The organism is Rhizobium mayense (assembly GCF_030272705.1).
Taxonomy (GTDB): domain Bacteria; phylum Pseudomonadota; class Alphaproteobacteria; order Rhizobiales; family Rhizobiaceae; genus Rhizobium; species Rhizobium mayense.
In genome coordinates, this window is sequence record NZ_JARFYM010000029.1 from 15,667 (window position 1) to 30,680 (window position 15,014).

The 15,014-nt window shown below is 57.7% G+C and carries 13 protein-coding genes and 2 pseudogenes; 4 read left to right on the forward strand and 11 right to left on the reverse strand.

The window, feature by feature from the left end:
* The first annotated feature begins 234 nt into the window (after positions 1 to 234).
* Entirely contained in the window at positions 235 to 1,506 is a 1,272-nt protein-coding gene (gene ectB / locus PY649_RS26165; RefSeq protein WP_285871774.1) for a diaminobutyrate--2-oxoglutarate transaminase, read from the forward strand.
* Between the two features lie 428 nt (positions 1,507 to 1,934).
* Positions 1,935 to 2,894 (forward strand): cupin-like domain-containing protein, encoded by a 960-nt coding sequence (locus tag PY649_RS26170; RefSeq protein ID WP_285871775.1) that lies wholly within the window; start codon positions 1,935 to 1,937, stop codon positions 2,892 to 2,894.
* A gap of 108 nt (positions 2,895 to 3,002) precedes the next feature.
* Here the strand turns inward: PY649_RS26170 and PY649_RS26175 are convergent.
* Positions 3,003 to 3,279, reverse strand: a pseudogene (locus tag PY649_RS26175) (type IV secretory system conjugative DNA transfer family protein); the annotation flags it as partial.
* Between the two features lie 64 nt (positions 3,280 to 3,343).
* On the opposite strand from PY649_RS26175, the pseudogene PY649_RS26180 reads away from it, so the two are divergent.
* Positions 3,344 to 4,439 (forward strand): annotated as a pseudogene (locus PY649_RS26180) (IS630 family transposase).
* Positions 4,440 to 4,484: 45 nt separating this feature from the next.
* Positions 4,485 to 5,582, forward strand: coding sequence for an IS630 family transposase (locus PY649_RS26185; protein WP_285871776.1), 1,098 nt, complete (start codon positions 4,485 to 4,487; stop codon positions 5,580 to 5,582).
* Positions 5,583 to 5,643: 61 nt separating this feature from the next.
* Here PY649_RS26185 and PY649_RS26190 read toward each other — a convergent pair whose 3' ends face one another.
* The 10 genes from PY649_RS26190 to nifD form a co-directional block, all read right to left on the reverse strand.
* Complete coding sequence (locus tag PY649_RS26190; protein ID WP_285871777.1) at positions 5,644 to 6,657, reverse strand: 1-aminocyclopropane-1-carboxylate deaminase; 1,014 nt, start codon at positions 6,655 to 6,657, stop codon at positions 5,644 to 5,646.
* Between the two features lie 371 nt (positions 6,658 to 7,028).
* Positions 7,029 to 7,325, reverse strand: coding sequence for an exopolysaccharide production repressor protein (locus tag PY649_RS26195; RefSeq protein ID WP_349644447.1), 297 nt, complete (start codon positions 7,323 to 7,325; stop codon positions 7,029 to 7,031).
* Entirely contained in the window at positions 7,310 to 7,639 is a 330-nt protein-coding gene (fdxB, locus tag PY649_RS26200) for a ferredoxin III, nif-specific (protein WP_285871778.1), read from the reverse strand. Before fdxB ends, PY649_RS26195 begins: the two co-directional genes overlap by 16 nt.
* The gene (locus tag PY649_RS26205; RefSeq protein WP_285871779.1) at positions 7,636 to 7,839 is read right to left on the reverse strand and encodes a CCE_0567 family metalloprotein; all 204 of its coding nucleotides are present in this window, start codon (positions 7,837 to 7,839) and stop codon (positions 7,636 to 7,638) included. Before PY649_RS26205 ends, fdxB begins: the two co-directional genes overlap by 4 nt.
* 24 nt (positions 7,840 to 7,863) lie before the next feature.
* Entirely contained in the window at positions 7,864 to 8,352 is a 489-nt protein-coding gene (locus PY649_RS26210; protein ID WP_285871780.1) for a NifX-associated nitrogen fixation protein, read from the reverse strand.
* Between the two features lie 12 nt (positions 8,353 to 8,364).
* Positions 8,365 to 8,862 (reverse strand): nitrogen fixation protein NifX, encoded by a 498-nt coding sequence (nifX, locus tag PY649_RS26215; protein WP_285871781.1) that lies wholly within the window; start codon positions 8,860 to 8,862, stop codon positions 8,365 to 8,367.
* Positions 8,828 to 10,219: a nitrogenase iron-molybdenum cofactor biosynthesis protein NifN gene (gene nifN, locus PY649_RS26220; protein ID WP_285871782.1), complete on the reverse strand. Its 1,392-nt coding sequence runs from the start codon at positions 10,217 to 10,219 to the stop codon at positions 8,828 to 8,830. The genes nifX and nifN overlap by 35 nt, the downstream gene beginning before the upstream one ends.
* Positions 10,219 to 11,664: a nitrogenase iron-molybdenum cofactor biosynthesis protein NifE gene (gene nifE, locus PY649_RS26225; protein ID WP_285871833.1), complete on the reverse strand. Its 1,446-nt coding sequence runs from the start codon at positions 11,662 to 11,664 to the stop codon at positions 10,219 to 10,221. The genes nifN and nifE overlap by 1 nt, the downstream gene beginning before the upstream one ends.
* A 112-nt stretch (positions 11,665 to 11,776) precedes the next feature.
* Positions 11,777 to 13,318 carry a nitrogenase molybdenum-iron protein subunit beta gene (gene nifK / locus PY649_RS26230; protein ID WP_285871834.1) on the reverse strand — a complete coding sequence of 514 codons (1,542 nt, stop codon included), beginning with the start codon at positions 13,316 to 13,318 and terminating at the stop codon, positions 11,777 to 11,779.
* Positions 13,319 to 13,441: 123 nt separating this feature from the next.
* Positions 13,442 to 14,944, reverse strand: a complete 1,503-nt coding sequence (nifD, locus tag PY649_RS26235; protein ID WP_285871783.1) for a nitrogenase molybdenum-iron protein alpha chain — start codon at positions 14,942 to 14,944, stop codon at positions 13,442 to 13,444.
* Positions 14,945 to 15,014 lie beyond the last annotated feature (70 nt).

Consider the following 15,014-nt stretch of genomic DNA (forward strand, 5'->3'; position numbering starts at 1 on the left):
GGTGCAACTATCTTGTTCGACGCCTCATCGAAACAAGGCGAAACACCAAAGAACGTTGCTATCGATACTACCATCCCATGTAGGCGCACTGGCCCAGATTGCCGGCTAAGATAGCGACGTCACCGCTAGGGATTCCGCTTAGGGAAACTGCTTTTTACAAACTTCGAGCTCGCATCGTCAGTTCAAGAGAATACGCGAGGCGCCGTGGTGCCATCGCTCTTATGGAGGAAGGTTATGCTTCAAGAGAATAGGTCCAATTCGCTATCTGCCTTCGAAACCCTCGAGTCCAACGTACGATCATATTCGCGTTTTTTTCCTGTTGTGTTCAAGAAGGCCGCAGGAGCCATACTCGAGGACGAGACTGGTCGTGAGTTTATCGATTTTCTCTCTGGCGCCGCCGTCCTTAACTACGGGCACAACGATCCCTATTTCCTCAGTGAGGCGATAGATTACTTGCAAACAAAAGGCATCATCCACGCGTTGGACATGGCCACGTCAGCCAAAAGAGAGTTTATAGAGTACTTTGTTGCAACGATATTGCGCCCACGGGGTCTGACATACAAATTTCAGTTTTGCGGTCCAACCGGCGCCAATGCCGTGGAAGCCGCTTTGAAACTCGCGCGGAAAGCTACTGGACGGCACAGTATAATTTCCTTCACCAACGGGTATCATGGAGTGAGCTTGGGTGCGCTTGCGGTAACCGGCAATCGACACTACCGAGGTGCAGCAGGTTTTCCTCCGACCGGTGGGGTCTTCATGCCCTACGACGGGTACTCGGGAGCCGATAATGACACTTCGGACTATCTGGCCCGAGTACTTGCTGACTCGAGCAGTGGTGTTGACCTCCCGGCAGCCATCATTCTCGAAACTATACAAGGCGAGGGAGGCATCAATCTCGCGAGCAAAGAGTGGCTGCAGTCGCTCGAGCGGCTTTGCAGAAAGAACGACATCCTCCTGATTGTTGATGATATTCAGGCAGGCTGCGGACGAACGGGCAGTTTTTTCAGTTTTGAATTCGCGGGTATATCTCCAGACATTGTCCTCTTGTCGAAGTCTCTCAGTGGTTGCGGGCTGCCGCTGTCCCTTGTGCTGCTCAAACCCGAATTCGACGTTTGGCAACCCGGCGACCATAGTGGTACTTTCAGAGGCAACAGTCTTGCGCTCGTTACGGCGACTGCTGCATTGAGAAAATACTGGACGGATGAAAAGCTGTCGGCGCGTGTTACAGAGACAGGACGCGTCATGAACGAGCGCCTTTGGAAGATCGCCCAAAACAACCGAGACAGCTTGTCCGTACGCGGAAGGGGCATGATGTGGGGGCTCGATTGCGGCACAGGTGGAGTAGCCGAGAATATTGCCCACAAGGCCTTTGAAGATGGGCTCGTGATCGAGCGATGCGGTGCGGAAGACCACGTTATCAAACTTCTGCCTCCCTTAACCATTGATGAGCAGACGCTTCAACGTGGTCTGGACATTCTGGACAAGGCCGTGCACGCAAGCGGCTAAACCGGATCGACTGCCCTGCAAGCGCGATAATCTCTGGCGAGGACCGTCTTATGGTCCGCTCGCGAATTGTTCACTGTGTAAATTCCACCGTCCCCGGTGAATCAAGGTGCGATTCGTTCGAGCTGTGGCGCAACCGTTCCCCGACGAACGGCCTTTTGAAGGGCCTACAAAGACTGATAGTTACCAACCCGACGACTTTCCCATATCCTGCCTGCTGCAAATATCAGGACATCGACAAGCACGAGAGTTCTCTCGCAGAAGTTAAGTTCTTGCAAGGTGGCCGGAGCACAATGCATTCGATAGACCGCTCGGCCGTGCGCATAAGCACTTGCACAGTGGTAAAAGTGTAGCATTGAAGCGCCTTAGCGCAGCGATGCGATCGTCGGAGTCTGGAAATCTGAATACATAACTTGAGAAGGACATGAGAAATGACCGAACTCAAATTCGCAACATCGACACAAGCGCCACACGATTGCTCATTGTCGTCTCTAGAAGACTCGGGTTGGTCATCAGTTCCTACTGTAACAGAGCTCTCGGACGGCGAATTTGCGACTAACTACCGGGATGCAATGCGGCCGGTGCTCCTACGTAACGGCTGTGCGGCTTGGAGCGCTTGCCGGCGCTGGTCACCCCAGTATTTTAGTGAGATTGCCGGAGAACTCACGATACCGGTGAAGACGCTTGATCACGGCGACATTAGGCTCACTTCTTGGAAGCTCTCGGAGTACACGCGGTTCCTCACAGAGCAGTTGCCGAGCGACGATGGAGCGCCGTTGAACCCAAGAGCAGTTCCGTACTGCCACGATATCCCACTGCTGGGCCTGGTGGAAAGCCTGGCACAGGACTGCCAGCCCTTTCCTGGAGAATACCTCTCTGCCTGGTACCGTCGGCATTGGTGGCGCTATTCGCAGTTCTTCATGGGCCCGGCGGGCACCGTCACTCCGCTCCACTTCGACACCCTGCTTAGTCACAACCTGTTCTTCCAGATTTACGGCGAGAAGCAGTTCACCATTCTCCCACCTAGCCAAGCTACGTGCTGTGGGCGCCGCGGGTGGAGGTGGTTTGATGTGGACCCCGAACAACCGGACTACATGCGTTTTCCGGAGTACGAGCAAGCGACACCCATCGTCATCACCGTAAGCGCCGGCGACATGCTGTATATGCCACCGGGAACCCTCCACCACGTTCGCAGCTTATCAACTTCGATTTCCTTCAACATCGATTTTCACACGAGACGGAGTGTGTTGGATGCCTTGACACAGGCGAACAAAGGAATGCCGATAGAAGTTATCTGCTACAATGCGATCACGGCGTTGGGAGTAACCGCCGAAATCCCTGAACGCATTACGTTTCCGTTGTACCGCCCATACTTGAGCTATGTGAGTTGACGGGAATCGTCGTAGAGAGCTGGAAGATAAAGGATTGGCATGAAGCCCCCGAATTTATACGTCGGCAGCGAAACCTCGTGGTGCGTGGAGCGGTTCTTCAACCGGCTCGATCTGATTAAGGCTCTGCGCGCTCAGAAACGCCTTCATACCATAGTCATGAAGGCCAGCGCGTTTCAAATAAGTCGAGGCAGCCGAGAGCAGGGAACTCATCGACCATCATCAGCATGCTGACGACCGTCGCTCGCGTGAAGATCCTGCGTCTCGGAGAGCCGCACAGCGTCGCCGGCTTTACCCCAACGATATCGGCGATCCGCCTGTCGCATCGGCGGGTGACGGTCGCCACGACGGGATCGCGATAGTGTCCCAGGAAGGACATGCTAGTGGATTGATCGAAACAAAAGAATCCGATTTGAGATTCCTTTTCGACCTGCTGTATGCGACGATAGCGCATGCCCACCGGTATCACATTCGAGGTTTCGGCCGCCGACCGTTATCGGCTTGAGGCTATTATTTCGGCAAGAAGCTCGCCGCAGAAGCACGTGTGGCGGGCGAAGGTCATTTTGATGAGCGGTGATGGTCTTGGGACGGTGGCCATCATGCAGGCGACAAGCAAATCCAAGACCTGCGTGTGGCGCTGGCAGGAGCGCTTCATGGCCGAGGGGGTGGATGGTCTTTTGCGCGACAAGAGCCGACCGCCTGGCATTGCACCGCTCGATAGCGAATTGGTTGATCGGGTGGTCACGTTAACGTTGGAAGCACCGAAGCAGGAAGCCACGCACTGGACCGTTACCGTTCGTGCGATGGCAAAGGCGGTTGGGATCGCGGCGTCGTCGGTCGTCAGGATCTGGCACGAGCACGGTCTTGCGCCCCACCGCTGGCGCAGCTTCAAACTATCGAATGACAAAGCTTTTGCCGAGAAACTACACGACGTCGTCGGACTATATGTTTCGCCGCCAGCCCAGGCCGTCGTCCTGTCCGTCGATGAAAAGAGCCAGATCCAGGCACTTGATCGGACACAGCCTGGCCTGCCCATCAAGAAAAAGCGCGGCGGCACGATGACCCATGACAACAAGCGCCATGGCACCACCACGCTATTTGCCGCTCTCAACATCCTCGACGGTTCGGTGATCGGCCACAACATGCAGCGTCATCGCCATCAGGAGTTCATCCGCTTTCTCAACGCCATCGAGGCTGAACTGCCGAAGGACAAGGCCGTCCACGTCATTCTCGACAACTATGCCGCCCATAGTAGCCAAATGTCCGCGCTTGGCTGGCAAGGCATTCGCGATGGAGACCTTTCACTTCGTGCCAACATCCTGCTCATGGCTCAACGCCGTCGAGGGCTTCTTTGCAAAGCTCACACGCCGACGTTTGAAGCACGGCGTCTTTCATTCCGTCGTCGATCTTCGAGCAGCCATCAATCCCTTCATCAAGGAGCACAACCAAGAGCCACAACCGTTCGTGTGGAAAGCCGATCCAGACGAAATCATCGCCGGGGGCACCAAGCGTTGGAATCAATCCACTAGTCACCTGGAACCAAAGTAAGCTTCATTTTGTTCGGCTTCAGTCACAAGAGCAGGAGTTTGATCGATGGTTGGCAGGCAGGCGGACCTCGTCGTTCTGAGCGACGCGGACAGAAATTTCCTCGAATCGCAGGTGCGCCGGCATAAAGCGGCACGCTCCTTGTCGGATCGATGCCGGATGGTCTTGCTGTGCGCGCAGGGTTTGCAAAGCAAGGACGTTGCCGAACGCCTGGGTGTTCACGAGCACACGGTTGGCAAGTGGCGCCGCAGGTTCGTACAGGATGGTATTGAAGGGCTGACAGGTGAAATTCGTGCCGGCCGACCGCGAACTGTCTGCGATGCCCAGGTTGCTCAGGTCGTCGAGCGTACGTTGAACGCCACTCCCAAGGATGCCACGCACTGGTCCATCCGTTCGATGGCAGCCGACAGCGGCCTTTCGCATACCACCATCCGTCGGATCTGGACCGCGTTTGGCCTGCAGCCGCATCGTGCCGAGACATTCAAGCTTTCCTCAGATCCGCTCTTCGTCGATAAGGTGCAGGACATCGTCGGCCTTTATATGTCGCCACCGGACCGGGCGATCGTGCTATGCGTGGATGAGAAATCGCAAATCCAGGCATTGGATCGTGAGCAGCCGGTTCTGCCTATGGCACCGGGCGTCGCCGAACGGCGCACCCATACCTATGTCCGCAACGGCACGACTTCTCCGTTCGCCGCGCTCGACATTGCCACTGGTGCGGTGATCGGTCATTGCTACAAGCGTCACCGGGCCACTGAATTCCTCGACTTCCTGAAGCGGATCGACGCTGAAATGCCCAGTGGGCCGGACGTGCATCTGGTGATGGACAACTATGCGACCCACAAGACGCCGAGAATCAAGGCCTGGCTCGCGCGCCGCCCACACTGGCATGTTCACTTCACGCCAACGTCGGCATCCTGGATCAATCAGGTCGAGCGGTGGTTTGCAGAGCTGACGCGAAAGCAGTTGCAGCGCGGCGTACACCATTCAACCGCAGAACTGGAAGCCGACATCGACGCCTTCATCGAAACCAACAACGAGAACCCCACCCCATACAAGTGGGTCAAATCCGCCGACCAAATCCTTGCGTCGGTCAAGCGCTTCTGCCAGAAGACAATGAACCGAACTTCAGATTCACGTGACTAGCTCGTGTTGGCAGTTTAATACCGCGAGCCCACAGGCAGGACGGCCCAACGGTTATCTCACCTCAACCGTTGCGAAATGTATAGCTGTAACCGTTGATCGCAGGCGCGCCGCCGAGATGCACGTAGAGGACCTTCGACCCCTCCGCAAATAAGCCTTTCTCGATGAGGTCTATCAGCGCTTGCATCGATTTTCCCTCGTAGACAGGATCCGTAATCATGCCCTCTAGCCCCGCGCAGAGACGGATAGCCTTTTTTGTTTCATCAGACGGAATTCCATAACAGGGGTACGCGTACTCCTCGAGCAAGACCACATCATCGTCGACGATTTCAAAGCCGAGGTCGACGAGCTTCGCTATATCCCGGGCAATTTGTGATACCTGCGCCCTTGTTTCAGCGGGGGTCGCGGAAGCATCAATACCAATGACGTTTCGCTGTCGCCCGTCTTTTGCGAACCCCACGACCATGCCGGCCTGCGTCGACCCCGTCACCGTGCAAACCACAATGTAATCGAAGGCAAATCCAAGCTGCTTCTCCTGCGCGCGCACTTCTTCGGCAAAGCCGACATAGCCGAGACCGCCAAATTTGTGAACAGATGCCCCGGCTGGAATCGCATAGGGTCTGCCGCCCCTTTGCTTGACCTCGTCGAGCGCCTGTTCCCAACTGCGGCGAATGCCAATGTCAAAGCCGTCATCGACCAGGCGTACCTCTGCACCCATGATCCGGCTCAGGAGAATGTTGCCGACCCGGTCGTAAACGGCATCTTCATGTGGTACCCAGCTCTCCTGTACCAGGAGGCATTTCATGCCGATCTTGGCGGCTACCGCGGCGACCATGCGCGTGTGGTTGGATTGAATGCCGCCGATCGACACGAGCGTATCGGCTTTCGACGCGATCGCGTCCGGGACAATGTATTCAAGTTTTCGGAGCTTGTTGCCACCGAACGCAAGACCTGAATTGCAGTCCTCGCGCTTGGCATAGATTTCCACCTTTCCCCCTAGATACTCGCTGAGACGGTCGAGCTTCTCGATAGGTGTCGGGCCAAAGGTAAGGGAATATCGCTCGAAATTTTTCAGCATGTTCTCTCCAGTGATATGCGGCTGGAATCGAATTGTGCCCGACGCGCGGGCTGACAAGCTCGGCGATGATCGCCGAGCTTGTCAGCGATCCCATTGTCCCACCGCGTTCGTTGATCATTGAGACGACGCAACGCAGGCCGGCGGGCTGCGCTTCGGCCAGTACCGTCTATGAAACTGAACAGCATTAGCCCCTTAACGGTGGGACAATTTGGGAGCGTTCGCCGCCGATCATGCTACGCAGTGTACTCATACAGCGCTCAGCTCCATGGTCGTTGTCTTCCAAGCAACGTGAGCTTCAACACTGATCGAATCTCGGCCTCTTACGGAGAGTAATCCGCACCGTTGAGCCAAGTTGGAGGACATCCGCGTAGTCAATCTTCATCCCGGCAATGCTCTTGTGGCTGGCAGGGCACTTTCTGAAAATTGCCGAAACGCTCGGCCCTCTGGCCTACCTTCGGAGCGCAGCTCGACCGCCAAACTAAAAATAGCACGCTTGCGAAATAGGCCACCTGAAGAAGCAGCCAAATACCAAGCGTCGCGACCATTGCTCTGCGGATGGATTGTGAAACGACGTAAGTGCCCAGAAGGCTAGCGCACATGGCCAGATGCAGGAGGCGACAGAAGGTAGCAAAAGGCATCGCGGTTCTCCGGGTTATGCGCCAGCACATGCAGCGAGCTTCTCAGCCGCAACATGAATCTGACAGTTCTTGGGGCAAACGCGTGCGCAGGCGCCGCAGCCGATGCAGCTTCCGGCGTGGTCTACGACCATGATCATACGATTGAGCTCGCCATCGAAGTCGTCATCCTCGTCGTCGCAGACACCAAGGATTTCACCCGATTCGTCGACGCCATAAAGGTTCATGACCTCGCGCGAGCAGACTTTGAAACAGCGACCGCAGCCGATGCAGGTTTTGCCATCGATAGCGGTTAGATACTCCGGCACCCAGCTGGAACCGTCGCGCGTGACGAAAGACCCGGTCATCGCGCTTCCTCCAATGCTGCAAGCTCTTTTCTTGCGGCATCCAGCTCGGCGAATGCGTCGAACGTTTTCTGTGCGATCGTCTTGATTTTAGGCCAGTTGACCGGGAGGTCCTCGGCAAAGTCATGCAACTCCATTTTCGCAGTTGCTGCACGTGATTGCAGTTGGCGGACCTTCTTAAGCTGCTCCACAATGTCTGACATGATCTCTTTCCTCGAAAACCGATTTCATGACGCCCGCGCCACGTCGGGATGAGCTTCGATGGTGGCGATCGCATTATCGACCAGTTTCGCACCGGCATCAGCCAGGTTGCGAAGCGTCTCGAAGCCGAAGCGGTGCACGTCTCGAAGGGTCTTCGACAAAAGGACCAAACGCCCTGTCGTGAGAACCAGACGTCCGAAGCCCTCATGGTTCATCATCATGATCGAGGATGCGATCAGGCCGGAGCGCTCCTCGATTCCTAGTCCCACGCATGTGTAAAAAATTTGGAGCCTCCATATCACGTCCGGATCCGGATCACCGATGATCGGCATCTCGTGGCGCTGCTCCTTCGTCACGATGAAATCGGCAAGCAGGTCAGTGTTCGATTTTCCTTCCCACGCCCCATGAGTATCCTGCGCCCTCACCAGGCGAATAAGGCATTTCATGAACGGGGTTGCCATAACGTTGCTATCACCATCGGCGACTGTGTTTTCGAGAGCGGTGGGCGAGGTCATCGGCGATCTCCTCTAATCTTCGTCGTCGAAGAAAGGTTTGGGGACGCCCATGCCGGCATCTGCCAGCACCTTGCGCAGCCATGGCGGCGGAGCAGTTTTCAGCATGGTTTGGGTACGGGTCAGTACCTCCTCGATGGAGGATGGCTGCGGCACCTTGATCGGATGAATTTTTGCCGAGACGACCTTCGCGGCAGAGGGGCCGCCGATCGCCAGGCAGAACAGCAGATGACAGCCCTTCAGCGCCTCGACCCTCATCGTGATGCGATCAGTACCGTCGTTCGTGTGCTGACCGCTTTCGTCGGTTACCTCACCAAAATCGACAGCTTCGACGATTTCCCAACCGGCCGGCGTGACATCGTAGACTGCAAAAAGCTTGGCAGATCCGAAATGGGCGTTCAGTCTCTTCAGGTCCTGTGTCGCGATCGCGACGCGCAGCACTCCCTTCGGGCGCTCTGGGACAGGTGCCGGTCCCTCGTCAGTGACGAGTGAAAGACGTCGCACAGCGGTCATTTGTTGCCTCCATGTCTTGCAAGGGATTGAGCGCTTCGGGGCTCGGCTGGCGGCAGTTCGACTGGAAAATGTTGGCGACCTCGAATAGGAAGTTCCGGGCGCCCTCATAGAGAATGGTTTTCTTATGCGGGCTGCCCAGGCGGTCGAAGATCGGAAAACCAACCCTCATCAATGGCATGCCCAGCCGCTCGGCCGCCTGACGGCCATGGGAGTGGGTTACAATCAAGTCGCCGCCTGCGTGACGCGTCATGGTCTCGAGATCGGAAAGATCGCCGACCTGCACGGCGTCTGCCGGCACCTTCTGCAGGATAGAGCTGGTGCCGGTGGTCGTCACGGCGGCGACTATTTGAGCGCCCATGCCCTTGAAGAACGTCGCAAGTTGAAAAAGATGGTCTGGCTCCGCGGCAATCGCGATACGCTTGCCGCCAAAATGAAAATGGCCGTCGAGGAGTGCGTCTTGCAACTGCGCGCGGCGGCGGCGCACCGCGGCCGGTATAGGATTGCCGGCGATCATCGCCAACATGGTCATGAAACGGTCGATCGCCTTCATGCCAACGAGCTGCTCGAAGAGAACATAAGGCACGCCGGTCTTGGCCTGCAGCGCCGCGGCGGCCCCGCGCATATGCTCGCCAATCGCAACCGCCTGGAAGCAGGTGCCGAGTTCCCGGATTTCCTCGATCTTCGTGCCGCCATAGGTGGTTGGCACCCAACGGTCATCTGGCACCGTACCGTCGAGCGAGCCGGAAATGTCCGGCAGGATTACCGGCTTCAAGCCAAAGTTCTCGACCGTTTCGCGCAGATGCTCGATATCGGCGACCGTTAAGTGCCAACCGGGGAGGATCGCAATCTTCTTCAGGTCACGGGACCGCCCGCCCGGGGTCGTGATGCCTTCGATCAGGGAGGTGACGGCCTTGGCCCAGCCCTCCTCGATCGCCCCGTCGAAATCCGGTGTGCTCGCCAGCACGACCTCGGTACCTGCAAGCTCTTGCGCACGCTCCGTCTTGATGTTGGCAAGATCGCCCGCAAAATTTTCGCCGCGGGTTTCCACCAGCGCCGTCGTGCAGATGCCAATCAGCTTCGGTTTTGCGCGCGTCTTGAGATTAAGGAGCGCCTCTTCCAGATTGCCGGCGCCGCCTAAGATCGTCGCCACTCCGTCCATCGCCGTTGTCTGCAGGGGAATGGCTTCCTTGAAATGGCGCACAAAGAGTACGAGCGCGAAGCTGGTGCAGCCTTGGCTGCCGTGAAACAGCGGTATCGCACCATCGACGCCGAGAAACGCCATGGCTGCGCCTAGCGGCTGCGACGATTTCAGCGGATTGACGGCCACCGACTTGGTCTGCGGAAGAATGCATGCCATCAGCTTTCCCCAATACTTGCGGAAGCCACCGGCGATAGTGCCGACGACGGTCTTGAGAGCTGGAAGGCTTCCGTGTCACTGTGCGCGCTTGGCACTCCTTCCTCGATTGCAGGCTGGCATTCCCAGGGCGCCGGCTCCCGCACCGCACTCCAGATCGGATTGTGAAGAGCAAGATCGATCTGACGCACGAGCTCCACCATTCCGTCATAGCCGGCATAGGGGTGGTGGCGTTCCTGGTTGATATCGAGCCAAGGCGTTTTGGCCTTCAGCGCGACGAATTGCGTGCGTCCGCCCGACAACATGATGTCGGCCTTGCGTTCCGCGAGAAAGTCATAAAGGTCGCTCGGCCGCATCGATTCGAATATATGGTTGTCGTCCTTCAGGATCTGTTTGATGCGCTCCTTGTCTTCGGCCGTCGATTTCTTGGTCGAGGTGCCGACAATTTCGACGCCGATCTCCATCAGCGCATGGGCGACGGACCAGGCCTTCACGCCGCCTGTGTTGAGCAGCACGCGCTTGCCTTGAAGCCTCGGCCGGTATGCCGCGAGCTTCTTCCACGCAATCGCCTCCTGCTCTGCGATCAGCGCCTCGGTGCGCTGAAGAATTTCGGGATCGGCGCCCTTCTTCACGAGCAGCTCAGCGACCTGCCGCAGGGATTGCGAAGTGTCGGTGATGCCGTAGAAGGAACCTTCGAAGAACGGAATATCCCAGAGTTCCTCCATCTTGCGGGCAAGATTGATGAGTGCGGTCGAGCACACCATCATGGCTGCCCGTGCACGATGGGCGGAGGCAATGTCACGATAGCGCGCATCACCGGGAATGCAGGCGCGCACGCGGATGCCGAGTCGGTCAAGGAGCGGCTTTACCAGCCAGAACTCACCGGAGAGGTTGAATTCGCCGAGGATATTAATGTCGTAGGGGCCGGCATCGTCGGGCTCCGCCGTGCCGATGACATGATCGAGCAGCGCCTCGCCGGCGAGCTTGTTGCCGAGGTTCTTGGAGCCGGCGAAGCCCGGCGCATTGACCGGCACCACCGGCAAGCCGAATTTTTCCGCAGCGCGTCTGCAGACGGCTTCGATATCGTCGCCGATCAGTGCCGTGACGCAGGTCGAATAGACGAAGATCGCCGGCGGCGCATAGGTCTCCTTGATCTCGCGGATCGCCTTGAACAGTTTCCGCTCGCCGTGGCCCATCACCACGTCGAGTTCCGTAAGATCGGTGGTGAAGCTCGTGCGCCACAGCGTTGGACCAGACGAAGCCGTGCCGCGGTTGTCCCAGGAATTGCCTTCGCAGGCGAGCGGCGCATGGATCAGATGTGCGACGTCGGTGATCGGCTGCAGCACGATCTTGGCGCCATCGAAAGCGCAGCCGCCGGCTGCCGCGCCGGGAGTGAGCGGCTTCGAACAGCCCTTCTTGCGCACGCTGTCGTCTTTGCCGCGGTTCATCTCGCAGGCGGGCTCGTCGAAGACCTCTTGGATCTTGGCATCGAGCGAGCGCCTTGCGCCGGTTTGAGAGGCCGATCGCAAGACGTCGGGGGTGCCAAGCGGGTCTTTGCTGTTAGCGCGTGAGGTCATAGGAATAATCCGTGACACCTATTTTGCTCGTCTCGCGGTCAAGCTTGTCGAAGATCGTGTCGAGGATCGTCGTTAAGACACGCAGCCCCCCCTGGTAGCCCATCAGCGGAAAGCGATGATGATGGTGCCGGTCGAAAATCGGAAACGTCAGGCGGATCAGCGGCGTGCCGGTGTCGCGCTCCAGATATTTGCCATAGGAATTGCCGATCAGCAGGTCCACCGGTTCGGTGAAGAGCAGCGAGCGCAGCGCCCAGAGGTCCTTACCCGCCCAGACCTTGGCATCCTTTCCGAAAGGCGAAGATGCGAACAATTCCTTCATCTCGCGTTCCCAAGCGGATGTGCCGTTGGTGGCCAGGCAATGGATCGGCTCGCCGCCGGTCTCCATGACGAACCGGGCTACCGCATAGACGAAATCGGGATCGCCGTAGATCGCGTATTTCTTACCGTGCAGCCAGGCCTGGCTGTCCGCCATGGCGTCGACAAGCCGGCCGCGCTCCAAGCCGATAGTCGAAGGGATTTCCTTGCCGGAAATCTCCGAGATTTTCATCAGCAATTCGTCGGTCGCGTTGACGCCAAGCGGATAGTGGAAGGAGGCCGTCGTCTGCCCGAGCTCATTGCAATATTCCAACGTCTTACGGGTATTGTAGTGCTGCAGCGACAGCGTCGCTTCGGCATCGAGCGCGTCCTTGACGTGTTCGATGGTCGTGCCGCCGTCATACATGCGGTACATGCCGTCCGACGGGGTATCGAACTGATCGGAGGCGTCCTGAATGAGCGTATACGACACGTCCATGAGGTCGAGCAGGCGCTTGAGCTCGCGGTTGTTGCCGACACAGAAGCCGTCGAATCCTGGAACGATGTTGATGGTTCCATTGAATTCCTTTCGCTCCCTGCCCTTCCAGAAATGCTCCAGAATGCCCTTGACCATCCCGTCATAACCATCGACGTGGCTGCCGACGAAGGCGGGGGTGTGGGCGAACGGAACATCCAGGTTCGCGGGGACCGAGCCTTCGCTCTTGGCGTTTTCGATGAAGCCATGCAAATCGTCGCCGATCACCTCCGCCATGCAGGTGGTCGAGACGGCAATCATCGTCGGATCGTAGAGCGCGTAGGTATTGGCAAGCCCATCGACCATGTTCTTCAGTCCGCCGAATACCGCCGCGTCCTCGGTCATCGAGGACGAAACCGCCGACGCGGGCTCCTTGAAATGTCGCGATAGGTGCGACCGGTAATAGGCAACGCAGCCCTGGCTGCCATGGACGAAGGACATGGTCCGCTCGAAGCCCGCGGCCGCGAATACGGCGCCGAGCGGCTGGCAGGCTTTGGCGGGGTTCACAACGAGGGCTTCGCGGGCCAGATTTTTTTCCCTGTATTCCCAGGTCTTGGTGAACTCGCTTTGATCGGCAACGATCTCGTCCGGGTGCGGGCATTCGAAATTCAGCTTCTTTTCGGCGAGCATCCGTCTGTATTCCGGCTCGCGGAACAGGGGCGCGTGGTCGAGAATTTTTTCGGCCGACTGCGGCATGGTAATCACCTTTCTTTTCATCGTGCCGCACCGGTGGCGGCAAAGGGACGTCATCTTTCAGGTGTGCGGATCAAGTCCGACAGGAGAGCCTGGCCTGCCCCTGCTCCAAGACAGGCCAGGCCCTCATTCGGCCGCAACCGCCTCAGCCGGCGCGGCCTTTTTTTTCCAGGGGGCGTCGTAGAGATCCCAGACTGGATTATTGATGGCGAGATCCATGTCCTTGGCGAAGATCGCAAAGCCGTCGTAGCCATGATACGGGCCGGAGTAATCCCACGAATGCATCTGTCGGAACGGGATGCCCATCTTCTGCACCGGGTACTTTTCTTTGATACCGGAGCCAACGAGATCGGGACGAATTCCCTCGATGAACTTTTCCAGTTCGTAACCGCTCACGTCGTCATAGATGAGCGTGCCTTTTTTTACGTAGTGGCCGGTGCGCTGATAGTCGTCGTTATGGCCGAACTCGTAGCCTGTGCCGACGATCTCCATGCCGAGATCCTCGTAGGCCGTGACCACGTGACGAGGGCGCAAACCGCCGATGTAGAGCATCACCGTCTTGCCTTCGAGGCGCGGCCGGTATTTGGCGATGACGGCATCGACCAAAGGCCGGTACTTGGCGATGACTCTTTCGGTCTTTTCCTCGATTTCCGGCCCGAAATGCTTGGCAATCTTGCGCAGGGAGGCTTCGATCTGCGAGGGACCAAAGAAATTATATTCCATCCACGGGATGCCGTATTTTTCCTCCATGTGCCGGCAGATGTAGTTCATCGACCGATAGCAGTGGATGAGGTTGAGCTTGGCCTTGGGCGCACGCTCCACTTCGGCAAGCGTGGCATCTCCCGACCAGTTGCCGACCACGCGCAACCCCATCTCCTCCAGGAGGATGCGCGTGGCCCAGGCGTCGCCGCCGATATTGTAATCACCGACAACATTGATGTCGTAGGGACCCGCCTCGAACTCGACATCCGTCTTCTCAAAAACCCAGTCGCGGATGGAATCGTTGGCGATATGATGGCCAAGGGATTGCGATACGCCGCGGAAGCCCTCGCAGCGCACCGGTACGATCGTCTTTTCGTATTCGCTCGCCTTCTTGCGCGACACCGCCTCGATGTCGTCGCCAATCAGACCGATCGGGCATTCGGACTGGACGGTGACGCCTTTGTTCAGCGGAAATAATTCCTGGATCTCGTCAATGATCTTTTCCAGCCGCTTGTCGCCGCCAAAAACGATGTCTTTTTCCTGGAAGTCGGAGGTGAACTGCATCGTCACGAAGGTGTCGATCCCCGTCGTGCCGACGTAGTAATTGCGACGCTGCGACCAGGAATATTGGCCGCAACCGACGGGCCCATGTGAGATATGGACCATATCCTTGATCGGACCCCACACGACACCTTTGGATCCGGCATAGGCGCAGCCGCGGATCGTCATGACGCCCGGAATGGATTTGATGTTCGATTTGACGCTGCATTCGGAAATGACGTTGTCCTCCTCGTCGGCCCCGTCTCTCCCCGTTGCAACACTGAGGTGCTTGTTGCGGCGCTTGGCCGCTTTGTCCGGATACTGCGACAGCACGTCCGCGATGAGCTTTTCATGCAAAGCGCCGTCATTCTCGTAGTCGAGGCTCATTGGGCCTGCCCTCTTTTAAGGTTCGGTTGATGCCGCGCGCAAAGGCGCGTTCTCGGGGAAGGACGCGCCG

Bases quoted from the DNA above. Each gene is read 5' to 3' on its own strand.
- ectB (WP_285871774.1), top strand. From the start codon at position 235: ATGCTTCAAGAGAATAGGTCCAATTCGCTATCTGCCTTCGAAACCCTC.
- PY649_RS26170 (WP_285871775.1), top strand. From the start codon at position 1,935: ATGACCGAACTCAAATTCGCAACATCGACACAAGCGCCACACGATTGC.
- PY649_RS26185 (WP_285871776.1), top strand. From the start codon at position 4,485: ATGGTTGGCAGGCAGGCGGACCTCGTCGTTCTGAGCGACGCGGACAGA.
- PY649_RS26190 (WP_285871777.1), bottom strand. From the start codon at position 6,657: ATGCTGAAAAATTTCGAGCGATATTCCCTTACCTTTGGCCCGACACCT.
- PY649_RS26195 (WP_349644447.1), bottom strand. From the start codon at position 7,325: ATGTGCTGGCGCATAACCCGGAGAACCGCGATGCCTTTTGCTACCTTC.
- fdxB (WP_285871778.1), bottom strand. From the start codon at position 7,639: ATGACCGGGTCTTTCGTCACGCGCGACGGTTCCAGCTGGGTGCCGGAG.
- PY649_RS26205 (WP_285871779.1), bottom strand. From the start codon at position 7,839: ATGTCAGACATTGTGGAGCAGCTTAAGAAGGTCCGCCAACTGCAATCA.
- PY649_RS26210 (WP_285871780.1), bottom strand. From the start codon at position 8,352: ATGACCTCGCCCACCGCTCTCGAAAACACAGTCGCCGATGGTGATAGC.
- nifX (WP_285871781.1), bottom strand. From the start codon at position 8,862: ATGACCGCTGTGCGACGTCTTTCACTCGTCACTGACGAGGGACCGGCA.
- nifN (WP_285871782.1), bottom strand. From the start codon at position 10,219: ATGGCATGCATTCTTCCGCAGACCAAGTCGGTGGCCGTCAATCCGCTG.
- nifE (WP_285871833.1), bottom strand. From the start codon at position 11,664: ATGAACCGCGGCAAAGACGACAGCGTGCGCAAGAAGGGCTGTTCGAAG.
- nifK (WP_285871834.1), bottom strand. From the start codon at position 13,318: ATGCCGCAGTCGGCCGAAAAAATTCTCGACCACGCGCCCCTGTTCCGC.
- nifD (WP_285871783.1), bottom strand. From the start codon at position 14,944: ATGAGCCTCGACTACGAGAATGACGGCGCTTTGCATGAAAAGCTCATC.